23 protein-coding genes and 2 pseudogenes are annotated in these 20,991 nt (G+C 70.0%); 12 read left to right on the forward strand and 13 right to left on the reverse strand.

From position 1 onward, the window contains the following. From BMG07_RS32860 to BMG07_RS44425, 4 genes are all read right to left on the reverse strand, one after another. On the reverse strand, positions 1 to 189 hold a 189-nt coding region (locus BMG07_RS32860), incomplete at its 3' end, for a DUF4880 domain-containing protein (protein ID WP_198088009.1). Then, positions 186 to 695: a sigma-70 family RNA polymerase sigma factor gene (locus tag BMG07_RS32865; protein ID WP_198088010.1), complete on the reverse strand. Its 510-nt coding sequence runs from the start codon at positions 693 to 695 to the stop codon at positions 186 to 188. The genes BMG07_RS32860 and BMG07_RS32865, both read right to left, overlap by 4 nt. Before the next feature lie 94 nt (positions 696 to 789). Beyond that, on the reverse strand, positions 790 to 1,482 hold the full coding sequence (locus BMG07_RS32870; protein WP_307867175.1) for a dihydrodipicolinate synthase family protein: 693 nt from the start codon (positions 1,480 to 1,482) through the stop codon (positions 790 to 792). Continuing rightward, complete coding sequence (locus BMG07_RS44425) at positions 1,482 to 1,706, reverse strand: hypothetical protein (protein WP_307867176.1); 225 nt, start codon at positions 1,704 to 1,706, stop codon at positions 1,482 to 1,484. The genes BMG07_RS32870 and BMG07_RS44425 overlap by 1 nt, the downstream gene beginning before the upstream one ends. A gap of 116 nt (positions 1,707 to 1,822) precedes the next feature. On the opposite strand from BMG07_RS44425, the gene BMG07_RS32875 reads away from it, so the two are divergent. Further along, complete coding sequence (locus tag BMG07_RS32875; RefSeq protein ID WP_198088011.1) at positions 1,823 to 2,692, forward strand: LysR family transcriptional regulator; 870 nt, start codon at positions 1,823 to 1,825, stop codon at positions 2,690 to 2,692. A 21-nt stretch (positions 2,693 to 2,713) separates the two neighbouring features. On the opposite strand, the gene BMG07_RS32880 is transcribed toward BMG07_RS32875, so the two are convergent. The 3 genes from BMG07_RS32880 to BMG07_RS32890 all read right to left on the reverse strand — a co-directional run bounded on the left by BMG07_RS32880 (position 2,714) and on the right by BMG07_RS32890 (position 6,135). Continuing rightward, a complete protein-coding gene (locus BMG07_RS32880) occupies positions 2,714 to 4,468 on the reverse strand; it encodes an IlvD/Edd family dehydratase (protein WP_198088012.1) in 1,755 nt (584 codons plus the stop codon). A 17-nt stretch (positions 4,469 to 4,485) separates the two neighbouring features. After that, positions 4,486 to 5,496 (reverse strand): tripartite tricarboxylate transporter substrate binding protein, encoded by a 1,011-nt coding sequence (locus BMG07_RS32885; RefSeq protein WP_198088013.1) that lies wholly within the window; start codon positions 5,494 to 5,496, stop codon positions 4,486 to 4,488. 132 nt (positions 5,497 to 5,628) lie between these two features. Further along, entirely contained in the window at positions 5,629 to 6,135 is a 507-nt protein-coding gene (locus BMG07_RS32890; RefSeq protein ID WP_198088014.1) for an O-acetyl-ADP-ribose deacetylase, read from the reverse strand. Positions 6,136 to 6,371: 236 nt separating this feature from the next. Here BMG07_RS32890 and BMG07_RS32895 point away from each other — a divergent pair. After that, positions 6,372 to 7,312, forward strand: a pseudogene (locus BMG07_RS32895) (sialic acid TRAP transporter substrate-binding protein SiaP). A gap of 4 nt (positions 7,313 to 7,316) precedes the next feature. On the opposite strand, the gene BMG07_RS32900 reads toward BMG07_RS32895, so the two are convergent. Further along, positions 7,317 to 8,333, reverse strand: coding sequence for an AraC family transcriptional regulator (locus BMG07_RS32900; RefSeq protein WP_198088015.1), 1,017 nt, complete (start codon positions 8,331 to 8,333; stop codon positions 7,317 to 7,319). 146 nt (positions 8,334 to 8,479) lie between these two features. Between BMG07_RS32900 and BMG07_RS32905 the strand changes: the two genes are divergently transcribed. Next, the gene (locus BMG07_RS32905; protein ID WP_307867177.1) at positions 8,480 to 9,271 is read left to right on the forward strand and encodes a crotonase/enoyl-CoA hydratase family protein; all 792 of its coding nucleotides are present in this window, start codon (positions 8,480 to 8,482) and stop codon (positions 9,269 to 9,271) included. Between the two features lie 7 nt (positions 9,272 to 9,278). On the opposite strand, the gene BMG07_RS32910 is transcribed toward BMG07_RS32905, so the two are convergent. From BMG07_RS32910 to BMG07_RS43245, 3 genes are all read right to left on the reverse strand, one after another. Then, positions 9,279 to 9,932, reverse strand: a complete 654-nt coding sequence (locus tag BMG07_RS32910; RefSeq protein ID WP_198088016.1) for a hypothetical protein — start codon at positions 9,930 to 9,932, stop codon at positions 9,279 to 9,281. 7 nt (positions 9,933 to 9,939) lie between these two features. After that, on the reverse strand, positions 9,940 to 11,283 hold the full coding sequence (locus BMG07_RS32915) for a substrate-binding domain-containing protein (RefSeq protein WP_198088017.1): 1,344 nt from the start codon (positions 11,281 to 11,283) through the stop codon (positions 9,940 to 9,942). A 101-nt stretch (positions 11,284 to 11,384) separates the two neighbouring features. Continuing rightward, positions 11,385 to 11,651, reverse strand: a complete 267-nt coding sequence (locus BMG07_RS43245; protein ID WP_269759628.1) for a hypothetical protein — start codon at positions 11,649 to 11,651, stop codon at positions 11,385 to 11,387. Between BMG07_RS43245 and BMG07_RS43250 the strand changes: the two are divergent. From BMG07_RS43250 to BMG07_RS32955, 9 genes and pseudogenes are all read left to right on the forward strand, one after another. Then, positions 11,560 to 11,991, forward strand: a pseudogene (locus BMG07_RS43250) (aldehyde dehydrogenase family protein); the annotation flags it as partial. The gene BMG07_RS43245 and the pseudogene BMG07_RS43250 overlap by 92 nt on opposite strands. A gap of 88 nt (positions 11,992 to 12,079) precedes the next feature. Continuing rightward, complete coding sequence (locus BMG07_RS43255; RefSeq protein WP_307867178.1) at positions 12,080 to 12,877, forward strand: aldehyde dehydrogenase family protein; 798 nt, start codon at positions 12,080 to 12,082, stop codon at positions 12,875 to 12,877. 27 nt (positions 12,878 to 12,904) lie between these two features. After that, entirely contained in the window at positions 12,905 to 14,002 is a 1,098-nt protein-coding gene (locus BMG07_RS32925) for a sugar ABC transporter ATP-binding protein (RefSeq protein WP_198088018.1), read from the forward strand. Between the two features lies 1 nt (position 14,003). Next, a complete protein-coding gene (locus BMG07_RS32930) occupies positions 14,004 to 14,453 on the forward strand; it encodes an ATP-binding cassette domain-containing protein (protein WP_198088027.1) in 450 nt (149 codons plus the stop codon). Next, on the forward strand, positions 14,450 to 15,415 hold the full coding sequence (locus BMG07_RS32935; RefSeq protein WP_198088019.1) for an ABC transporter permease: 966 nt from the start codon (positions 14,450 to 14,452) through the stop codon (positions 15,413 to 15,415). Before BMG07_RS32930 ends, BMG07_RS32935 begins: the two co-directional genes overlap by 4 nt. Continuing rightward, positions 15,412 to 15,888 (forward strand): ABC transporter permease, encoded by a 477-nt coding sequence (locus tag BMG07_RS32940; RefSeq protein WP_198088020.1) that lies wholly within the window; start codon positions 15,412 to 15,414, stop codon positions 15,886 to 15,888. Before BMG07_RS32935 ends, BMG07_RS32940 begins: the two co-directional genes overlap by 4 nt. Continuing rightward, positions 15,834 to 16,355, forward strand: a complete 522-nt coding sequence (locus BMG07_RS32945; RefSeq protein WP_198088021.1) for an ABC transporter permease — start codon at positions 15,834 to 15,836, stop codon at positions 16,353 to 16,355. Before BMG07_RS32940 ends, BMG07_RS32945 begins: the two co-directional genes overlap by 55 nt. 88 nt (positions 16,356 to 16,443) lie before the next feature. After that, positions 16,444 to 17,607, forward strand: coding sequence for an ABC transporter substrate-binding protein (locus BMG07_RS32950; RefSeq protein ID WP_198088022.1), 1,164 nt, complete (start codon positions 16,444 to 16,446; stop codon positions 17,605 to 17,607). Continuing rightward, positions 17,607 to 19,301 carry a GMC family oxidoreductase gene (locus tag BMG07_RS32955; RefSeq protein WP_198088023.1) on the forward strand — a complete coding sequence of 565 codons (1,695 nt, stop codon included), beginning with the start codon at positions 17,607 to 17,609 and terminating at the stop codon, positions 19,299 to 19,301. Before BMG07_RS32950 ends, BMG07_RS32955 begins: the two co-directional genes overlap by 1 nt. Positions 19,302 to 19,305: 4 nt before the next feature. On the opposite strand, the gene BMG07_RS32960 is transcribed toward BMG07_RS32955, so the two are convergent. Further along, positions 19,306 to 20,727 (reverse strand): GTPase/DUF3482 domain-containing protein, encoded by a 1,422-nt coding sequence (locus tag BMG07_RS32960; protein ID WP_198088024.1) that lies wholly within the window; start codon positions 20,725 to 20,727, stop codon positions 19,306 to 19,308. Then, on the reverse strand, positions 20,724 to 20,991 hold a 268-nt coding region (locus BMG07_RS32965), incomplete at its 5' end, for a DUF2868 domain-containing protein (protein ID WP_198088025.1). The genes BMG07_RS32965 and BMG07_RS32960, both read right to left, overlap by 4 nt.

Here is a 20,991-nt window from a genome sequence, read left to right on the forward strand (position 1 = left end):
CGGCATGCCCACGGTGGGCGGCACGGCGCCGAACTTCTGCGACAGGCGCTCGGCGCGCTGCCAGGCCTGCTCGTGCGCGGGGTCGGCGCGGCGCCAGCGCGCGCAGGCCTCGTGGTCGCTCGCGCGGGCGTCGCCGGAGTGCAGCCGCACCAGCCATTGCGCGGCTTCGCGCAGCACGGCGGCGTTCATTCGACCAGCGCCAGGCAGCGCTCGAAGCCTTGCTGCATGTAGCGCTTGACGGTGCGCTCGCTGATCCGCAGGCGCTCGGCAATCGCGGCGTAGGTCAGCCCTTCGAGCTGCGACAGCACGAAGGCTTCGCGCGCCTTGGGGGCCAGGCCGTCGAGCATGGCGTCGATCTCGTCGAGCGTTTGCAGCAGCACCAGCCGCTCTTCGGGCGACAGCGCCAGCGGCTCGGGCAGCAGGGCCAGTGTTTCCAGGTAGGCGCGCTCCAGCGCCTGGCGGCGCCAGTGTTCGCTGACCACGCCCTTGGCCAGCGTGGACAGGTAGGCGCGGGGCTCGCGCAGCGTGGGCAGCACCTGCGGGCGCAGCAGCACGCGCATGAACGTGTCCTGCGCCAGGTCGGCGGCGCTGTGTGAGCACCCGAGCCGCCGGCGCAACCAGGCACTGAGCCACCCGTGGTGCTCTGCATAGAAGGTGTGCATGGCGCCGTTGGCTGCGGCGTTAACGGAGGTCATGGGAACGGCACATCGCATTAATGAGAATGACTCTCATTTTATAGGCGATGCATTCCCGGCGTTTCTTTCCGGCGCTCCTTGCTCTTCTTGTTCCTCAGCGCGGATAACCGGGCATGTCGAAGCCCGTCGCTTCCAGTTGCGCAAGAACGCCGCGCCCCGCCGCATCGTCCAGCGCAACCAGCGGCGGGCGCACCGCGCGCCAGGGCGCATGCGCCGAGAAGCGCGACACCACATGCTTCATGGCCGGGATCATCGGCGCCGACTGGAAGATCTTGCGCACGGCATCGGCCTGGCGCTGCAGCGCTTCGCCCTCGGGGCCTTGCCACGACTGGAACAGCCGGTGAATCGCGGCCGGGTTCACGTTGACCGTCGCGCTGATGCACCCCGCGCCGCCCAGGGGCAGCGACTGCGACAGCAGCGACTCGCTGGCGGGGAACACGTCGAAGCCCGAGGCCGCGAAGTGGTCGAGCATGGCCTTGGTGTTGCTCCAGTCTCCCGACGAATCCTTGGCGCCCGCGATCACACGCGGGTAGCGCTTGAGCAGCCGCTCGATCAATCCGAGCGTGATGGGCACCTGCGTCATCTGCGGGATGTGATACAGGTAGATGGGCGCGCAGCCGCTGCCCACGCGCTCGATGATCTCCGCGTAGTACGCAAACAGCCCGTCGTCGGACACGCCCTTGAAGTAGAAGGGCGGCAGCACCAGCACGCCGGCCGCCCCGAGCTTGCTGGCATGCCGGGTCAGCTCGACCGCGTCGGGCAGGGCGCAGGCGCCCGTGCCGGGCATCAGCTTGCCGGGCGCACGCCGCCTTCCACCAGCGCCTCGGCCAGCGACAGGCGCTCGGGCACCGACAGCGACGCGGCCTCCGAGTTGGTGCCAAAGATGGCAAGGCCCGCATGGTTGTCCGCCAGCCACCGGGCGTGCGCGATGAAGCGGCCCACGTCGGGTTCGAGCCGGTCGTTGAAGGGCGTCAATACCGGGGCGATCACGCCGCGAAGTCTGTTTGTCATCGGGGCAGTATCAAAGCCGACGCCGCTTCCAGGGCAAGAAGACGGCATGGTCAGACCCAAGAATTTTTTGGGTCCGGAGCCTCGTCGCAAACGGTGCGGCCTGTACATTCCCGCCGATGGATACGCGATACCTGCAGAGCTTTGTCGCCGTGGTCGAACTGGGCTCGATGGCCGAGGCCGCGCGCCGGCTCGACCTCACGCCGGCCGCGATCGCGGCGCGCGTGAAGGCGCTCGAGGAAGACATCGGCGCTGCGCTGGTGCAGCGCTCGGGCCGCTCGGTGCGCCCGACCGAGGCGGGGCTGAAGATGCTCGATCGCGCACGCGACGTGCTGCGCGACGTGCGCGACCTGCGCGCGGCCGCCAGCGGCGGCGTGTCGCTGGGCGAACTGCGCCTGGGCGTGTTCATCTCGGCCCTGACCAGCGTGCTGCCGCCGGTGCTCGAGCGCCTGTACGCGCGCTTTCCCGAGCTGTCGGTGTTCGTGGCGCCGGGAAGCTCGGTGGAGCTGTGCCGGCAGGTGGCGGCGGGCGCGCTCGACGCGGCCATCGTGGTAGAGCCCCAGTTCGCGGTCGGCAAGGGCTGCACGTTCCAGGTGCTGTTCGAGGAGCCGCTGGTGGTGGTCGTGCCGCAGGCCTTGGCCCGGCGCGGCGCGCACGAGCTGCTGTCCAGCGAACCCTTCATCCGCTACGACCGCTCGGTGCTGGGCGGGCAACTCGCCGACCGCTACTTGCGCGACCACGGCATCCGCGTGCGGCAGCGCCTGGAAATCGACGGCCTGATGGCCGTGGCGGCGCTGGTGGGGCAGGGCCTGGGCGTGGCCCTGTTGCCCGACTGGGCGCCGATGTGGCGCGCCGGCATGAACATCGCGCGCGTGCCCTTGCCCGAGCGTGCGCCGGTGCGGCGCGTGGGCCTGGTGTGGGCCGGGCGCGGCCCGCGCGTGGCGCTGGCGCAGGCGTTGCTGGACGAGGCGCGCGCGGTGTGCGGTTGAGCGGCTGAAGGGCCGCAAAAGCTAGCGCGGCACCTTGCCCACGGTGTCCGGCGCGCGCAGGAAGTCGAAGTCCACGCCCTTGTCGGCCTGCATCACGGTCTGCAGGAACAGCTTCTTGTAGCCGCGCGCGGCGGTGGGCTCCACCACCTTCGTCTCGCTCGCGCGACGCGCCAGCTCGTCGTCGCTCACCAGCAGCGAGATCTCGCGCCCGGCCACGCTCAGGCGGATGCGGTCGCCGTTGCGCACATGGGCCAGCGGCCCGCCGACGGCCGACTCCGGCGTCACGTGCAGCACGATGGTGCCGAAGGCGGTGCCGCTCATGCGGCCGTCGGAAATGCGCACGATGTCTTTCACGCCGGCGCGCGCGAGCTTGCGCGGAATGGGGATGTAGCCGGCCTCGGGCATGCCCGGCGCGCCCTTGGGGCCGATGTTCTTCAGCACCAGCACGTCGTGCGGCGTGACGTCCAGGTCGTCGCTGTCGATGCGGCTCACCAGGTCTTCGGCGTTCTCGAACACCACGGCGCGGCCCTCGTGCTCCATGAGCCCGGGGTCGGCCGCCGATTGCTTGATGATCGCGCCGCCCGGTGCCAGGTTGCCCCACAGCACCGCGATGCCGCCCTGCGGATAGATCGGCCGGTTCGCGGGCCGCACCACGTCCTGCCTGAAGCCCGGGCCGGCGCGTTCGAGCTCTTCGCCCAGCGTGCGGCCCGTGACCGTGAGCGCGTCCAGGTGCAGCAGCGGCTTGAGCTCGCGCAGCAGCGTGGCCATGCCGCCGGCGGCGTGGAAGTCTTCCATGTAGTGCTGGCCCGAGGGCTTCAGGTCGAGCAGCACCGGCGTTTCGCGGCCCATGCGGTCGAGCGCGAGCAGGTCGATGTCCAGGCCCATGCGCCCGGCAATGGCCGCCAGGTGCACGATGCCGTTGGTCGAGCCGCCGATGGCCAGCAGCACGCGCATCGCGTTCTCGAAGGCGGCGGGGGTCAGCACCTTGTCGATGGTGAGCCGGTCGCGCGCCATTTGCACGGCCTGCGCGCCGGTCTGCTCGGCGATGCGGATGCGGTCGGCCGTGACGGCCGGCGGCGAGGCCCCGCCCGGCACCGTCATGCCCAGCGCCTCGGCGATGCAGGCCATGGTGCTGGCCGTGCCCATGACCGAGCAGGTGCCCACGCTGGCGACCAGCTGGTTGTTGACGTCGGCGGTTTCCTCGGCGTCGATCTCGCCCGCGCGGTACTTGCCCCAGTAGCGCCGGCAGTCGGTGCAGGCGCCCACGCGCTCGCCCCGGTGGCTGCCCGTGAGCATCGATCCGGTGATGAGCTGGATCGACGGCAGGCCCGCCGAGGCCGCGCCCATGAGCTGCGCGGGCACGGTCTTGTCGCAGCCGCCGATCAGCACCACGGCGTCCATGGGCTGCGCGCGCACCATTTCCTCGGTGTCCATCGCCATCAGGTTGCGCAGGTACATGCTGGTCGGCGCGGCGAAGCTCTCGTGCACCGAGATGGTCGGGAAGTCCATCGGCAGGCCGCCCGCGAGCATCACGCCGCGCTTGACGGCCTCGATGAGCTGCGGCGCGTTGCCGTGGCAGGGGTTGTAGGCGCTGCCGGTGTTGGCGATGCCGACCACGGGGCGGTCGAGCGCCGCGTCGGTGTAGCCCGCGCCCTTGATGAAGGCCTTGCGCAAAAAGAGCGAGAAGCCACGGTCGCCGTAGCTGGTCAGGCCCTTGCGCATGCCCGCGTTGGCGTCGGCGGCGGTGTCGTCGGGTTCGAAGGGAGATGCGGACATGGGGTGCGTGGGCCTCGTTATTCGTCGGACTTGATATTGGACTCGGTGATGACTTTTTTCCAGCGCGCGACCTCGGCCTGGATCTGCTCGGCCGATTTCGCCGGCGTGGTGGGCGGCGCGGCGTACACGCCCTGCTTGAGCAGCATCTCTTTGGCCTCGGGCGACTGCACGACCTTGATGAGCGCTTCATTGAGTCGCGCCACGACAGCCGCCGGCGTGCCCGCCGGCGCGAGCACGCCGAAGGTGGAGCTGACGTCGATGTTCGGCACGCCCGCCTCGGCGGCCGAGGGCACGTCGGGCAGCATCGAGATGCGCTGCGGCGTGGCCACGGCCAGCGCGCGCAGCTTGTTCGAGGTGATGAAGGGCAGCGAGGCCGGGGCGGTCTCGATCATCATGTTGACCTGCCCGCCGACCACGTCGGTCATGGCCGGGCCGCTGCCCTTGTAGGCGATGTGCGTCATGCGAAAGCCCGCCTCGCGCTGCAGCAGTTCGGCCGCCATGCGCTGCGGCGCGCCCACGCCCGAGGAGGCGTAGTTGAGCTTGTCGGGGTTGGCCTTGCCGTAGGCGACGAGTTCCTTGAGCGTGGTGGCGGGCACCTGCGGATTCACCACGATCACCAGCGGCACCGAGCCGACGATCATCACGGGCGCGAAGTCTTTGGCGATGTCGTAGCGCAGGCGGCCTTTTTCCAGGGTGGCCATGGTCGCGTGAGAGGTCAGGGCGCCCATCAGCAGCGTGTAGCCGTCGGCCGGCGCGCGGGCCACGGCTTCGGCGCCGATGTTGCCGCCCGCGCCGCCCCGGTTGTCCACCACGACCTGCTGGCCGAGCTGCTCGCCGAGCTTGAGGGCGACGATGCGCCCGATCACGTCGGTGGCGCCGCCGGGCGGGTAGGGCACCACGAGCTTGATCGGCTTGTCGGGGTAGGCGGCAGGGGCCGCGAGCGCGGCGGGCGCGCCGCAGAGCGCCAGGGCGGCGGCCAGGCAGGACTGGAGCGCCGTGCGGCGCGTGGGAGGTGGGCAGGTCTTCATCGTCTTGTCTCCGGGGCTTGTTTGGCCCGAAGTGTTGCCGCGGCAGCCCGTGCGTTGAAGCGGCCGGGACAAGGACAGAAGATAAAGATTCTTTGGTTGGCTAGCGGGGGCGAGCCTGTCGGGGGAGCGCAGTCATGCCAGTGCGGCTTCGTAGATCGCGAGGTCGCCTGCGGAGAAGCAGCAGAAGACCACTTCCTGCACCGAGGGTGCGTTCGTCGATGCATCGCGCACCGTGTCCACCGCCACCCTGGCGGCCAGCTCGACGGGGTAGCCGTAGATGCCCGTGCTGATGCTCGGGAACGCGATGCTGCGCACGCCTTGCTCCGCCGCCAGTGCCATCGAGCGCCGGTAGCACGACGCGAGCAATTCGGGCTCGCCCGACGTGCCGCCGCGCCACACCGGCCCGACCGTGTGAACGATGAAGCGCGCCGGCAGGCGGTAGCCCTTGGTGAGCTTGGCGTCGCCCGTCTTGCAGCCGCCGAGCAGCCGGCACTCGTGCACCAGCTGCGGCCCCGCCGCGCGGTGGATCGCGCCGTCGACCCCGCCGCCGCCCAGCAGCGACGAGTTGGCGGCGTTGACGATGGCGTCGACCTGCAAGGTCGTGATGTCGGCGCGAAGGGCGCGCAGCGCGGCGGTCATGGTGCGTTCCTTTCTGGTGCAGCCTCAACGATAGCGCCTCGCGAACCCCGGCAAACCCGAGCCGGGCAAACCCGCTCCCGGTGGCTGGCGCTACTCCTTACGATCCGCTCGCCGGCCACCGGCGGTGGCGTCGATCTTGCGTGGGGCCGGACCGTCTACAACCCGAGGGAGAGTCGATGAAGAGCTTCTTGCCGCGGCGCCGCGCCGCGATGGTTCTGCTGGCGCTGGGAAGTGCCATGGCCTTGCAGGCCGCCCAGGCCCAGCCGGTGCTGCAGTTCAAGTGGGGCCATGTCTACGAGCCCGCGAGCATCTTCCACCAGCAGGCCGAACTGGCGGCGCGCAAGATCGCCGAGCAGTCCGAGGGCAAGATCAAGATCGAGGTGGTGCCTGCTTCCAAGCTGGGGCAGGAAGCCGACTTTCCGCTGATGCTGGCGAACGACGCCATGCAGATCGCCTACGTCGGGCAGGCCACGCTGGCCGAGGGTTATCCGCCGCTGAGCCTGGGGAGCTACCCCTTCGCCTTCAAGGACCTCGACCACATGCGCAAGTACCTGGCGAGCCCGTTGCTGGCCGACCTGATGAAGGGCTACAACGAGAAGAGCGGCAACCGCATGGTGGCCTCGGTGTATTACGGTGCGCGGCAGGTCACGTCGCCAGGCCGCTGGCCAGGCCCGAGGACTTTCGCGACCTGCGCCTGTACGTGCCCGCCGCCGCGGCCTACCAGCTGTTTCCCACCGCGCTCGACGCCAGGCCGGTGACGCTGCCGTTCATGAGCCTGTACGGCGCGCTCAAGAAGAACGAGGTCGAGGCGCAGGAGAACCCGCTGGACATCGTCAAGTCGAAGAAGCTCTACGAGGTGCAGAAGTACGTGCTGCTCACGGGCCATGTGTACGACACGCTGGGCATCGTCATCGGCAAGGCCGCCTGGGCGAAGCTGTCGGCGCCGCAGCAGGCGATGGTCGAGAAGGTGCTGGTGGAAACCGCGAAGTGGACCAACGTCGGCGTGATCGCCGGCGAACTCGAGGACGAGAAGTTCCTGCGCGACAAGGGCATGACCATCACGCCGGTCAACCGGCAGTTGTTTCTGGAGCGCATCGTGAAGCGCGCCACGCCCGAGCAGCAAGGCGCGCGGCCGGGCGACTACGCCAGGCTGCAGGCGCTGGCGGGCGCGAACTGAGGTATCAGTCGCTCGAAGCGCGCCGCCTGTAGCCGCGCGGCGTGCTGCCGGTCCAGCCGCGAAACGCCCGGTGAAAGGCCGGGGTGTTGTCGAAGCCCACCGACGCGGCAATGAGGTCGATGGGCTCGCGCGTCTTCACCAACCGCTGGATCGCGACGTCGCGCCGCACCTCTTCCTTCACCGCGCGAAAGCTCGTGCCCTCCGAGGCCAGCTTGCGCGACAGCGCGCGCTCCGACATGTGCAGCGAGGCCGCGGCGGCGCCCAGCGTCACGCCCGTGGCCAGGCGCGCCGCCACGAAGTCGCGCACCGACGAGCGCGTGGTGTCGTGGTCGAAGGTCACGAAGATCCAGTCGTCGGGCGCGCGCCGCACGAAGTCGAGCAGCTCGCCGCGCGTGCGTCTGAAAGTCTGGCGCAGCACCGCCTCAGAAAACCCGACCGAGGTGGCCGCCTGCCCGAAGCGCACCGGCCCCGGAAACAGGTTGGCGTATTCGTCGAACCTTGCCGGCCGCCGGAACGCGAAGCCCACGCCCAGCACCGGCAGCTGCCGCCCCAGCAGCCACGAGGCCACGCCGTGAATGAGCTTGACCATCAGCTCGTGGCCGAAGGGCGTGGGCGTGGTGCTGTCCAGGCGCGGCGCGATGGTGATGGTGGCCACGCCGTTGGCGCGCGCCATGCGCAGCCGGTAGTCGTCGAGCAGCAGGTTCCAGAAGCGGGTGAAGCGGTACATCGCGACCATGAGCGAGGGCGCGTCGAGCAGGCTGAGCCCCAGGTATTTGAGCGCGCCCGCGCGGATGGGGCGCGACCACAGCCCGAGCATTTCGTCGCCCATGAACAGCGCCACGCCTTCGTACATGCGCACGAACTGTTCGCGCGTGACGCGCGCGCCGCCCTGGCGCAACAGCAACGGCGAAATGCCGGCCTGCGTGGCGAGCACGTCGATGTCGTGCGCGCCCAGTTGCCGGCGCGCACCGGTGAGCATGTTGCGCAGGAAGCTGATGGGGACGGTGGCGCGTTCTTGCATGGGCTTGTCGGCTTGGCGGATTCTGCAAATAAATGGGCGCGATCTGCAAGCAGCCGCCGGGCGATGGCCGCTATCGTAGACCTGAAGCAGCCGCCACGCCCGCGCCCGGCAATGGCGGAATTCGCAATATTTGAAGGAGCCTCGCCGTGAGCGAAAAGAACGTCACCGTCCACATGGACGACGAAGTGGCCGTCGTCACCCTGAACCGCGCCGCCAAGCGCAACGCCATCGACGAGCAGACGCTGGCCGAGCTGGATGCGGCCTTTTCGTCGCTGCCGCGCGAGGCGCGTGCCGTGGTACTGACCGGCAAGGGCCCGCATTTCTGCGCGGGGCTCGACCTGAAGGAGCACCACGACAAGGAGCGCACCGCGGTCGACTTCATGCGCGTGTGTCAGCGCTGGCACACCACCTTCGACAAGATCCAGTACGGCGGCCTGCCGGTGGTCGCGGCGCTGCAGGGCGCGGTGGTGGGCGGCGGACTGGAGCTGGCGGCCGCCACGCATGTGCGCGTGGCCGACCCGAGCACCTACTTCGCGCTGCCCGAGGGGCAGAAGGGCATCTTCACCGGCGGCGGCGCCACGGTGCGCGTGGCGCGCATCATCACGCCGAACCGCATGGTCGAGATGATGCTCACGGGCCGCGTGCTCAACGCCAAGGCCGGCGTGCAGCTGGGTCTGGCGCACGAGATCTCGGTGCCCGGCGAGAGCCTGCGCGCGGCGCTCGCGCTGGCCAAGCGCGTGGCGCAGAACGCGCCGCTGTCGAACTACGCCATGGTCACGTCGATCAGCCGCATCGCCGACATGTCGGCCACCGACGGCATGTTCGCCGAGTCGCTGATGGCGGCGGTGGTGCAGACCGGCGCCGAGGTGCAGACGCGGCTGGGCGCGTTTGTCGACAAGTCGCTGCCCAAGGTCGCGCCGCAGCACGCGCCGGCCTGAAGCGCTGTCAGCCTGGCGAGTCGAAGAAGGCCTTGAGCTCCAGCAGCTTGCGCGCCAGGTGCGCCGCGTCGCGAAACTGGCCCTCGGGCCGCGCGACGCCCACGGCCAGCGTGGCCGGGTGCGCGCTCGACGTGGAGCGCGTCAGGTGCAGCGCCATCAGGTTCACGAGCGCGCCGTAGTCGCCGTATTGCGCGTTGGTGGCCAGCGTGACCTCGAACACGCCGGCGCGCGCCATGTCGGCGGGCGGCGGCGATGCGGCATAGCGGTAGGTTTGAAACGGCTGCACCACCAGGTGCCCCGGGTTGAAGCCCATGGCCACCGTGCCCACGGTCACGAACTCGGCCATGCTGGCCATGAACACCGTTTCGCCCGACTGGTCGCGCAGGTGGCGCACCAGCGGCGCCAGGCGCTGCGCCGCCACCTGGAAGCCCAGCGCATCGAGCGCCATCTGCTGCGGCCGGATGCCAACGAGCAGGTAGCCGCTCTCGTCGCGCGCCAGGCATGACAGGCGCTCCATCTCGGCCACCGTGAGGTAGGTCGAGCTGACCGGCAGCTTGAGCTTGACCGCGATCTCGTAGGCCGTGCGCACCTGCTCGCGCGACACCAGCGCGAGGATGTCGCGAAAGCGCGTGACGGCCTCGGTGGTCCATGCGGCGCTCATGTGGTGCTCATACGAAGAAGGGCTTGCGCCCGTGCGATGTGGTGCTGCTCGGAATCCAGCCCGAGGCGTGCACGTATTCGTCCTCGCGGTCCCAGCGCACCTTTTCTTCGGCGAACAGGTCGGCCTTGACCGACGCGGTCTCGTGGCCGCGCGAGATCACGATTTCGAGGTTGGCTTCGACGCGGCGCGGCACCTGCCGGCCGAACAGCGTGTCCAACGCGGTCTGGAAGCTCAGCGCGCCCATGGCCGCCGGGTAGTCGACGCCGCACAGCGGCACCTTGTGGTGGAACGCGAGCTTGTACATGAGGTTGACCTCGCCGCCCGTGTGCGGCGGAATGGTTCCCCGCTTGTAGCCCGCCTCGGTGAAGGCGCGCAGCGAGCCCACGCCCTGCAGGCCCGAGTCGCACCACACGCCGTCGAGCTTGGCGCCCGCGGCCAGGTGGCGCTGCACGATCTCGTGGCCGTGCGCGGCCTCCCAGTTGGTGAACTCGATGGCCAGCACCTCGATGTCGGGGTGCAGGCCCAGTATTTCCATCGCGGCCTGCAACCGCAGCCGGCAGGGGCTGGCGTCTTCGCGCCCGCACAGCATGAGGATGCGGCCGCGCCCGCCCAGGTACTCGACCAGCCACAGCGCGCTCATGCGCCCGACCAGCACGTCGGACGCGGTTACGAAAGACACCATGTCTTCGGGCTCGCCGCAGATGCGGTCCACGCCGATCACCGGGATGCCGTCGGCGCCCAGGCCGCGCACCGCCGACAACAGCTCGGGGTGGTCGCTCGCGGCGGCGCTCAGGATGCACAGGTCCATGCGCTCGTCACGCATTTCGGCCAACTGCTCGATCTGGCGGCGCGGGTCGTCGTGGGCATCGCGCACCATCACGCGCGACACCACGTCGCGCTGGCGCTGCGCGGCGGCCATCAGGCTGCGTGCCATGGCCACGCGCCACGGGCTGGAGCTCGACGCGTTGGCAAAGCCGATCACGAAGGGCGGCTCGCGCCGGAAGCGCGCGGTCGACACCAGGTCGAGCAGGTTGGGGTTCCACTGCGCCATGCGCGGCATGCCCCGGCCGCTGGCGTCGGGGTAGTGGCGCACGCCGCCCGAAATGGTCGGGTCGCCCGGCGGCGACAGCGCCTTGAGCGGCGCGAAGAAAAACGCCGCCGCCGCCGGCCCCAGCGCGAGCATGCCGCGCGCGGGCCGCTGCAGAAAGCCTTCGTGCACCAGCGCGTTCACCAGCTTGTAGCCCGACGACTGCGGGATGCCGCTGCGCGCGAGCAGTTCGTTCAACGGCAGTTCGGACTGCCCGCCGCTGAAGCTGGACAGCAGATTGGCGATGCGCTCTAGGCTTTGCATTCGTAGGGTCTTGTCGAGGGGGCGCAGCCGACTTTAGCGACGCCGATCTTCCATGGGTGAGAGTTTTCTCCTCTCATGGAATAGAAGGCTCGGGGCTAACCCTATTTTTCTCCGTTCATGGAATAAGACGGACGGATAAGCGTTGAGCGGGCCGGGGCCACTGGGAACACTACGCATCCCTTGAACACCCCCTCCAAGCGACCTGACCCCATGGCCTTTTCGACCGACATCCAGCCCGCCGCCTTCCAATCGCACAACCCCGCCACCGGTGCGCTGATCGAGGCCACCACCGGCCACGGATCGGCCGAGATCGAGGCGCGCATCGCACTGTCGGCCGCCACCTGGAAAACGTGGTCGGTAACGCCCATGGCCGCGCGCAGCGCGATGCTGCACCGCCTGGGCGACCTGCTCGAGCAGCGCGCCGAAAGCTACGCCCGCCTCATCACCACCGAGATGGGCAAGCCCATCGGCGAAGCCATCGCCGAAGTGAAGAAGGCCGCCATGGGCGCGCGCCACTTCGCCGAGAAGGGCCCGGGCTACCTCGCTCCGATGCCCATCGAGGGCATGAACGCCCACGTGGCCTACGAGTCGCTCGGCCCCGTGTTCGCGGTGATGCCGTGGAACCTGCCGTTCTGGCAGGTGCTGCGCTTCTTCATTCCCACCGTGCTGGCGGGCAACACCGTGTTGGTGAAGCACGCGGAAACGGTGCAGGGCTGCGCCCGCGCGCTGGAGCAACTGGTGCTGGACGCGGCGCGCCCGAAGGCTGTACCTGAACCTGGCGATTCGCCGCGGCGCGGTGGCGGCGGTGGTGGCCGACCCGCGCGTGCGCTGCGTCACCGTCACCGGCAGCACGCAGGCCGGCCGCGCGGTGGCCGCCGAAGCGGGCGCGCACGGCAAGAAGGCGGTGCTGGAACTGGGCGGCTCCGACCCGTTCATCGTGCTCGAAGACGCGGACTTCGAGCGCGCGGTACAGCTCGCCGTGACCTCGCGCTTTTCGAACAACGCGCAGAGCTGCATTGCGGCCAAGCGCTTCTTCGTTGCCGAGGCCATCGCCGAAAAATTCCAGGCCGCGTTCGTCGAGCGCGCCTCGGCGCTGCGCATGGGCGACCCGCTGCTGGCCGAAACCCAGCTCGGCCCGCTGGCTCGCGCGGACCTGCGCGAGAGCGTGCATGCGCAGGTGCAGGCCGCGCTGGCGCAGGGCGGGCAACTGTTGTGCGGCGGCCAGCCGGCCGAAGGCCCGGGCAACTTCTATCCGCCGACCGTCATCGCCGGCCTGTCGCATGACGCCCCCATCGTGCAGGAAGAAATCTTCGGCCCCGTCGCCCTGATGTTCAGCTTCAAGACAGACGAGGAAGCGATCGCGCTGGCCAACGCCACCGAGTTCGGCCTGGGCGCCACCATCTGGAGCCGCGACCTGGCGCGCGCGCACCGGCTCGCGTCGGCCGTGGAGGCAGGCGCTGTATTCATCAACGATTTCGTGCGTTCGGATCCGCGCGCCTCCTTCGGCGGCGTCAAGGGTTCTGGCTTCGGCCGCGAACTGGGGGCGCTGGGCGCGCGCGAGCTCACCAACGCCAAGCTGGTTTTCGTGGGGTAAGCGCATCACCGACTGAGTCGTTTCACCATGACCCCCACCACCGCCCATCCGCAGGCGGCGCGAGAGCCTGCGCCGTTGCTGGAGATGCGAGCCATACAGAAGGTCTTCGGCGCCGTGACGGTGCTGCGCGACGTGAGCCTGCAGTGCCGCGCCGGCCAGGTCCACGCCGTTTGCGGAGAGAACGGCGCCGGCAAGTCGACGCTGATGAAAGTGCTCGGCGGCATCCACGCGCCGGACGGCGGCGAGATCCGCATCGGCGGCCGGCCCGTGAAGTTCGGCCACCCGTCGGCCGCGCGGCAAGCCGGCATTGCCATCATCCACCAGGAGCTGGCGCTGCTGCCGCACCGCACGGTGGCGCAAAACATCTTCCTGGGCCACGAGCCCTCGCGCTGGGGCGTGATCGACCGGCAGGCGATGAACGCCGGCGCCGAAGCGGCGCTGAAGCGCGTGGGCTGCCGCATCGATCCGCGCACCGAATGCGGCCGGCTCTCGGTGGCCGAGCAGCAGATGGTGGAGATCGCCAAGGCGGTGTCGCTGGACGCGCGCATCCTGGTGCTCGACGAGCCCACGGCCGCGCTCGACGACGTGGAGTCGCAAAAGCTCTTCGACCTGATCGCCGAGCTGCGCCGCGCGGGCGTGGCCATGCTCTACATCTCGCACCGCATGGCCGAGGTGATGGCGCTGGCGGACGACATCTCCGTCATCAAGGACGGCCAGTTGATGGCCACGCTGCCGGCGGCCGAGGCCACGGTCGATCGCATCGTGCGGCTGATGGTGGGGCGCGAGCTCAGCGATTTCTATCCGCCGCCGGCCGCGCAGCCGCCGGGCGCTGAAGTGGTGGCCGTGGAGGGGGGCGGCAACGACGTGCTGCACGGCATCGCCTTGCGGTTGCATGCCGGCGAGATCGTCGGCGTGGCGGGGCTCGAGGCCTCGGGCAAGGTCGAACTGGCGCGCGCGCTGTATGGCGAGCGCCGCTTCACGCGCGGCACCGTGCGCGCATGGGACGGCAAGGGCGCGGCCCGCAGCCGCGCGAGGCGGCGCAACGCGGCATCGGCTATCTGCCTGACGACCGCAAGCGCGAAGGGCTGGGGTTGCAGCAGTCGCTGCGCGACAACGCGGCACTGACATTGCGCGCACTGGCCGGGCCGTTCGCGGGCGCGCCGGCGGGCCCCGCGCGCGCAGCCGCATCGACGCGCTGCTGAACAAGGTCGAGGTGCGCGCGGCGGACTTCGACATGCCGGTGGGCGCGCTCTCGGGCGGCAACCAGCAGAAGGTGATGGTGGCGCGCTGGATGGCGCGCGAGCCGCGCCTGTGGATCATCTGCGAGCCGACGCGCGGCATCGACGTGGGCGCCAAGGCGACCATCTACCGCCTGCTGCGCGCGTATGCCGATGCAGGCGGCGCGGTGCTGGTGGTGTCGTCGGACGTGGCCGAGGTCATCGGGCTGTGCGACCGCATCTGCGTGATGGCACTCGGGCGCATCGTGGCGCATTTGCCGCGCGGTGCTTCCGAAGAAGCGGTCATTGCGCAGGCGGTGCGGCACGACGTGGCGCCGGCCGAAGAGGTGGCGGCATGAACGGGCAACTGTCTTTTGTGCGCCGCCACCTGATTCCGATCACGCTGGTGGCCATGTCGGTGTGCGTGTACGTGGGCACGGCGCTCGCGACCGGGCAGCACGCGCAGCTCACCTTGGCCGGCGTGATGGGCCTGCTGCAACGGATGATCGCGCTGGGGCTCGTGGCGCTGGGGCAGAACTTCGTGATGCTCGGCGGCTCCATCGACCTCTCGGTGGCCAACCTCATCAGCGTGAGCGCGGTGCTGGCGTCGTACTTCATGCAGGGCGACACCGGGAACATCGGCTATGCGGTGGTGGGCGTGCTGCTGGTGGCGGCGGCGGTGGGCACGGTCAACGGCCTGCTGATCGCGCGGCTCGGCGTGAGCCCGCTCATTGCCACGCTGGGTGTCGGGCTGGTGCTGCAGGGCGTGCTCACGGTGGCCTTCACCTCGCTGCAGGGCAAGGTGCCGCAGTCTTACCAGGCGCTGGCGTACGGCAGCGTGGCGGGTGTGCCGATCGCGGTGCTGATTCTTGCAGCGTTCGCGCTGGCGGCGGCCTTTGCGCTGACGCGCACGATTGCCGGTGCGCGGCTGTTCGCGGTCGGCGGCAATGCCGACAGCGCGAGGCTCGCGGGCATCTGCACCTCGGGCGTGCTGGTCGGCGCGCATGCGATGGCGGGGCTGATGTCGGGGCTGGCGGGGCTCTACCTTGCGAGCTGGCTCGGCGCGGGCACGCCGTGGGTGGGGCGCGACGGCGGCTACGACCTCGACTCGATCGCGGCGGTGGTGATCGGCGGCACGCTGCTGGCGGGCGGGCGCGGCAGCATCTCGGGAACCATGGCCGGCGTGTTCGTGTTCGCGACCATCGACGCGGTGTTCAACATGCTGCAGATCGATTCGTTCCTGAGCCAGGTGCTGCGCGGGCTGATCGTGGTGGTTGCGGTGGGGGTCTACACCTTCCGCAGCAAGGGGCACGTGGCATGAAGCGGCTGCGCAAGATCAACCCGGCCCTGGTGCTGCTGCTGGCGCTGCTCGCCGCGATGGTGGCCATGAGCCCGCTGTATCAGACGGCGCCCGGCTTCATGAGCTTTCTGCAGCGCGCGGCACCGCTGGTCATCCTGACCTGCGGCGCGTCATTCGTGCTCATTGCCGGCGGCTTCGATCTGTCGTCGGGCGCGCTCATCACGCTGGTGGTGATCGGCTGCGCGCTCATCACCAACGGTGACGCGTCGATGACCTGGACGGCCGTCGCGGCCGTGTACGCCATCGGCCTTGGGGTGGGCCTGCTCAACGGACTGATCGTCACGCAGCTGAAGGTGCCGTCGATCATCGCGACGCTCGGCGGGCTGCTGTCGATCAAGGGCATCGCCATGGTGTGGTCGGGTGGGCGCCTTCGGGCTACATGCCGCCCAACCTGCGCTACCTGGGCCGCGGCGTGCTGCGCGAAGTGCCGCTGACGGGCACGCTGCCCATTGCTGTGATTGTGCTGGTGGTGTTCGTGGCGCTGTGCTTCTGGCTCATGCACCGCACCAACTTCGGCCGGCTGGTGCTGATGATCGGCGACAACCCCGTGGCCGCCGAACTGGCGGGCGCGCCGGTGCGGCGGGTGCGCGTGGCGGCCTTCGTGCTGTCGTCGCTGTCGGCGGTCACGGCGGGCATTCTGCTCGGCGGGTTTTCGGGCGTGTCGGTGGACGTGGGCACGGGCTACGACCTGCAAGCCATTGCGGCGGCGGTGATCGGCGGCGTGGTGCTGCTGGGCGGGCGCGGCTCGATTCCCGGCGCGTGCATCGGTGCGCTGACGCTCTACACGCTCTTCACCGTGCTGAACCTCGTGGGCTTCTCGGAGCCGCTGCGCGTCGCGGTGCAGGGGCTGATCCTGATCGGCGCCGCGGCGCTCACGGCGTGGCGGCATCAGCGCCGCTGACCGGGCACCAGGAGGCCGCGCATGCAGTGAAACACGACGACTCGAAGAACTCATTTCCCGTCCTTGAGAAAACCATAGGAGACAACCCATGAAATCCCCTCGCCATTCACACCGCCCACAGGCCTTGCGCTGCGGCGTCATCGCGCTCGCCGTCGTCGCCCACGCGGGCGCGTTCGCGCAGGTTGCCAACGTCGACGTCGACAAGGAAATGCAGGAGCAGACGCGCCTCATGTCCGCCACGCCCGAAGGCCCGCCCGGCCAGCCCTGGCTGCAGCGCATCGGCGGCAAGACCATCGACACCGCCAAGTACAAGAAGAAGGGCCCCTACACGCTGTGCTTTTCGAACGCGAGCGTGGGCAACCCGTGGCGCGTGGTCGGCTGGAACACCATGCAGGCCGAGGTGGAGCTCAACAAGGCCGACATCAAGGGCTTCGAATACGCCGACGCGCAGGGCAAAGACGAAAAGCAGATCTCCGACATCCGCTCGCTCGTGAACAGCGGCAAGTGCGACGCGCTCATCGTCTCGCCCAACACCTCGGCCGCGCTCACGCCCGCCGTCGAAGAGGCCTGCAAGAAGCTGCCCGTGGTGACCTTCGACCGCTCGGTGGACAGCCTGTGCCCGGTCACGGCAGTGCGCTCCATCGGCGGCTATGCGTGGGGCAAGGTGGGGGCCGACTTCATCGCGGCCAACGCGCCCAAGGGCGGCAAGGTGCTGGTGCTGCGCACCGCGCCGGGCGTCGACCTGTTCGAGACGCGCTGGGCCGCCGCCAGGAAGGTGTTCGACGCCTCGGGCCTGAAGGTGGTGGGCAACGAGTTCGTGGGCGGCGACCGCGCCAAGACCAAGGCCACCGTGGCCGACTACCTGAGCCGCAGCGGCAAGATCGACGCGGTGTGGGTCGATCTGGGCGCCGTATCGGTGGCGGTGGCCGAGGCTTTCGAAGACGCGGGCCAGCCGTACCCCATCATCACCGGCGAAGACCAGCAGGACTACCTGCAGGCCTGGAAGAAAAACGGCTTCAAGGGCATTGCGCCCACGTACCCGGCCTTTCAATGGCGCACCGCCGTCATTGCCGCGCTCAAGGCGCTGAAGGGCGAACCGCTGCCGTCGCCGACGTGGATCCTGCCGCAGCCGAGCATCACCGCCAAGGAACTGCCGCAGTACGTGAACGACAAGCTGTCGCCGCTGCACTATTCGATGTGCGGCTGCGAAAAGATGCCGGGCTACCCGCAGCGCTGGGGCGGCAAGCAGTAATGGCGCAGCCGATCGACTACCTGATCCTGGGGGGCGGCACGGCGGGCTGCGCGCTCGCCGCGCGGCTGTCGGAAGACGCGGGCAAGCACGTGGTGCTGGTGGAGGCGGGGCGCGACCTGCGACCCGACGCCATGACCGACAGCATCCGCAGCCGCTACCCCGGCCTGGCCTACCTGGACAAGCAGAACCTGTGGACCTCGCTGGTCGCCACGGTGAGCGGCGCGCCCACGCGCCAGCCCAACCGCACGCCACGCGGCTACGAGCAGGGGCGCGTGCTGGGCGGCGGATCGGCCATCAACGCGATGGTGGCCAACCGCGGCGCGCCCGACGACTACGACGAATGGGCGCGCCTGGGCGCCGAAGGCTGGAGCGGCGAGGTCGCGCTACGGTATTTCCGCAAGCTGGAGCGCGACTGCGATTTCGACGGCGCATACCACGGCCGCAGCGGCCCGGTGCCGGTGCGCCGGCTCGCGCCCGAGCGGGTGTCGCCGTTCGTGCAGGCGGTGTGCCGCTCGCTGCGCATGCGCGGCCACCCGCAGTACCCTGACCAGAACGGCGAGTGGAAGGACGGCGTCTTCCCCGCCGCCATTGCCACCAGCGACGACGGCCAGCGCGTGCCCGCGTCCATCGTCTACCTGACGCCCGAGGTGCGCGCGCGCAAGAACCTGCGCATCGTGACCGACACGCATGTGCAGCGGCTGCTGTTCGACGGCGCGCGCGTGGTGGGCGCCGAGGCGGGCGGCCAGCCGATGCGTGCGGCGCACACCGTCGTGTGCATGGGCGGCATTCACTCGGCCGCGCTGCTGATGCGCAGCGGCATCGGCCCGGCGGCCGACCTGCGCGCGCTGGGCATCGAGGTGAAGGCCGACCGGCCCGGCGTCGGCCAGAACCTCATGGAGCATCCGCTGACGGCCGTGTCGACCTACCTGCCGCCCGCGTCGCGCATGAAAGACCTGGCGGAGCATCACGACCAGGCGCTGCTGCGCTACACGTCGAAGAGCATTCCCGACGCGCCGGCCGGCGACATGCACGTGGCCATCATCGGCCGCACCGCGTGGCACGCGATCGGCCAGCGCATGGGCACGATGCTGGTCTGGGTCAACAAGTCGTACTCGCGCGGCACGGTGAAGCTGCGCTCGGCCGATCCGCTCGAAGAGCCGGTGGTGGACTTCCGGTTGCTGTCCGACCCGCGCGACCTGGCGCGGCTGAAGGAAGGCTTCGGCGTGGCGGCCAAGGCATTGGCCGACGCGAGCCTGGACGGCGTGCGCGGCCCGGTGTTCCCGACCAGCTATTCGGAGCGCGTGCGCAAGGTCTCGGCGCCGGGCGCGTGGAACGCGTTCCAGATGGGGGCGCTGTCGTTCGTGCTCGACTGGGCGGGGCCATTGCGCGGCGCCATCGTGCATGGGCTCATCACGCTGGGCGCGCGCATCGACGACCTGCTGAACGACGACGCCAAGCTCACTGAGTTCATCGGCAACGGCGTGGCGGGCGTGTGGCACGCGTCGGGCACCTGCAAGATGGGAGCGAAAGACGACCCGATGGCGGTGACGGACGGCGCGGGCCGCGTCTACGGCGTCGAGGGGCTGCGCGTGTGCGACTCGTCGATCATGCCGTCGATTCCGCGGGCCAACACCAATATGCCGACGTTGATGTTGACGGAGCGCATCGCGGACCTCATCAAGGCCGGGGCCTGAGGCTTCAGGCAGGCTCGAAGGCCTGCAGCAGCTGCTGCGCGAGGTCAGCCACCAGCGCCTCGCGCTGCGGCGACGGGCGCCAGAACGCGCGCGTCGTCACGCCGGTGGCTTCCCAGTCGGGGTGGTTGCGCGCGGGCTGCACGGCGCGTACCGCCGCCGCAGCCGCCTTGGTCGGTGCATCGCCGTCGGCGGGCGCTTCGGCGGCGATGCGTTGCGTGGCCGCATGGCCGCGCACTTCGAGCGCCTGCGTGAGCTTCAACTGCCACGCGACCAGCGCGAACAGCACGCCGTCTTCGACCGTCAGCTCCTGCACGTCGCGCAGCTTGTTGGCGATCTTGCGGCCCAGCGGGCCCCAGCCCTGCGACACCGCGCCGCCGATGGCACCGCCCAAGGCAGCGCCCGCGCCGAGCGAGATGCCGGCCACGGCCAGGTCGGCCACCACGCCCACGGCCGCGCCGATGACTGCGCCCTTGCCCAGTCGCAGGCCCGCGTCCTTCATGGCCTCGGGGCTGAAGAAGTCGAGCGTCCAGCGGCCTTCGATGATCGGCAGCGGCGCTTCGTCGGCGTCGCCCTGGCGAAAACCGTAGAGCGCGAGCAGGTCGTCGGTGCAGTGCTGGGCCTTGTCGAACACGGCCTTCCGCAGTGCCGCGACCAGCGCCTGCCGGCGCGCGGCATCGGCGAATTCGGCGGCCTGCACGGTGCGGCGCACGGCGGCGGCGTCGACCAGCAGCGCGGCGATGCGCGTGCAGGCCGACTCGCGGCGGCGGGCCGCCTCGATGTCGAGCGACTCGGCCACTTCGCGCAGCAGCTCGCGGCGGTCGCGCAGCAGGGTGGCGAGGTCGTTGTAAAGATCGTGTTCGGCGCCGACGAACGGAGCGGCCGCATCGAAGCGCACCTGCACATGCAGGCCATAGGCCGACAGCAGCTCCTTCCACGCGGGCTCTCGGCTGGTGGCGTCGCGCACGAAGTTCAGCACCGGCAGCACGGGGCGCGCGCAGGCGTTGAGCAGCTCGATCTCGTCGCGAAACTTGGGCAGCACGGGCTCGCGCACGTCGATGACGAGAAAGGCCGCGTCGATGTCGAGCATGGTGCGCAGCACCTTGGCCTCCTGCTCGAACACGCCGTGCGCCTCGGGGCCCTGCAGGAACAGGCGGATGCGTTCGGGCGGGGTGGCTTGCGGGTCGAAGTTTGCGAGGTGCTCGCGCAGCGCGACGGCGTCTTCGAGGCCCGGGGTGTCGAAGAAGCGCACGGCGGTTGCGCCGTTCACCTCGAGGTCGGCCGACTCGACATGGCGCGTGGTACCGGGGCGCTGCGACACCTCGCCGAAGTCCACGCGCCGCGTGAGCGTGCGCAGCAGCGAGGTCTTGCCGGCGTTGGTGTGGCCGACCACGGCGATGCGGATGGGCTGTTGTTGCTGCCGGGTCATGGGGCGGCGGCCTCGTGCGGCAAGGCGGTGTCGAGGCGGTCGCTCGCGGTGATGCGCTCCAGGCCGGTGTCGCGCAGCCAGTCGAGCCAGCGCTGCGTGGCGCCGGTGTCGGGTGCGCCCACGAGCCAGAGCCGGCATTCGCCGCAATGCGCCAGCACTTCGCGCACGAAGCGTTCGGTGCCGCGGTCGGGGCTCGATGCGGCGTGGCAGACCAGCAGCACGGTGCGCGGGCGGGCGCGGGCCAACGCGTCGAGCAGGGCGCGG

This window comes from Variovorax sp. E3, from assembly GCF_016082275.1.
Taxonomy (GTDB): Bacteria; Pseudomonadota; Gammaproteobacteria; order Burkholderiales; family Burkholderiaceae_C; genus Variovorax.

What these genes read in the sequence shown, in the direction of transcription:
- BMG07_RS32865 (WP_198088010.1), bottom strand. Translation starts at nt 695, where the DNA reads ATGACCTCCGTTAACGCCGCAGCCAACGGCGCCATGCACACCTTCTAT.
- BMG07_RS32870 (WP_307867175.1), bottom strand. Translation starts at nt 1,482, where the DNA reads ATGCCCGGCACGGGCGCCTGCGCCCTGCCCGACGCGGTCGAGCTGACC.
- BMG07_RS44425 (WP_307867176.1), bottom strand. Translation starts at nt 1,706, where the DNA reads ATGACAAACAGACTTCGCGGCGTGATCGCCCCGGTATTGACGCCCTTC.
- BMG07_RS32875 (WP_198088011.1), top strand. Translation starts at nt 1,823, where the DNA reads ATGGATACGCGATACCTGCAGAGCTTTGTCGCCGTGGTCGAACTGGGC.
- BMG07_RS32880 (WP_198088012.1), bottom strand. Translation starts at nt 4,468, where the DNA reads ATGTCCGCATCTCCCTTCGAACCCGACGACACCGCCGCCGACGCCAAC.
- BMG07_RS32885 (WP_198088013.1), bottom strand. Translation starts at nt 5,496, where the DNA reads ATGAAGACCTGCCCACCTCCCACGCGCCGCACGGCGCTCCAGTCCTGC.
- BMG07_RS32890 (WP_198088014.1), bottom strand. Translation starts at nt 6,135, where the DNA reads ATGACCGCCGCGCTGCGCGCCCTTCGCGCCGACATCACGACCTTGCAG.
- BMG07_RS32900 (WP_198088015.1), bottom strand. Translation starts at nt 8,333, where the DNA reads ATGCAAGAACGCGCCACCGTCCCCATCAGCTTCCTGCGCAACATGCTC.
- BMG07_RS32910 (WP_198088016.1), bottom strand. Translation starts at nt 9,932, where the DNA reads ATGAGCGCCGCATGGACCACCGAGGCCGTCACGCGCTTTCGCGACATC.
- BMG07_RS32915 (WP_198088017.1), bottom strand. Translation starts at nt 11,283, where the DNA reads ATGCAAAGCCTAGAGCGCATCGCCAATCTGCTGTCCAGCTTCAGCGGC.
- BMG07_RS43245 (WP_269759628.1), bottom strand. Translation starts at nt 11,651, where the DNA reads ATGGGCGTTACCGACCACGTTTTCCAGGTGGCGGCCGACAGTGCGATG.
- BMG07_RS32925 (WP_198088018.1), top strand. Translation starts at nt 12,905, where the DNA reads ATGACCCCCACCACCGCCCATCCGCAGGCGGCGCGAGAGCCTGCGCCG.
- BMG07_RS32935 (WP_198088019.1), top strand. Translation starts at nt 14,450, where the DNA reads ATGAACGGGCAACTGTCTTTTGTGCGCCGCCACCTGATTCCGATCACG.
- BMG07_RS32940 (WP_198088020.1), top strand. Translation starts at nt 15,412, where the DNA reads ATGAAGCGGCTGCGCAAGATCAACCCGGCCCTGGTGCTGCTGCTGGCG.
- BMG07_RS32945 (WP_198088021.1), top strand. Translation starts at nt 15,834, where the DNA reads ATGCCGCCCAACCTGCGCTACCTGGGCCGCGGCGTGCTGCGCGAAGTG.
- BMG07_RS32950 (WP_198088022.1), top strand. Translation starts at nt 16,444, where the DNA reads ATGAAATCCCCTCGCCATTCACACCGCCCACAGGCCTTGCGCTGCGGC.
- BMG07_RS32955 (WP_198088023.1), top strand. Translation starts at nt 17,607, where the DNA reads ATGGCGCAGCCGATCGACTACCTGATCCTGGGGGGCGGCACGGCGGGC.
- BMG07_RS32960 (WP_198088024.1), bottom strand. Translation starts at nt 20,727, where the DNA reads ATGACCCGGCAGCAACAACAGCCCATCCGCATCGCCGTGGTCGGCCAC.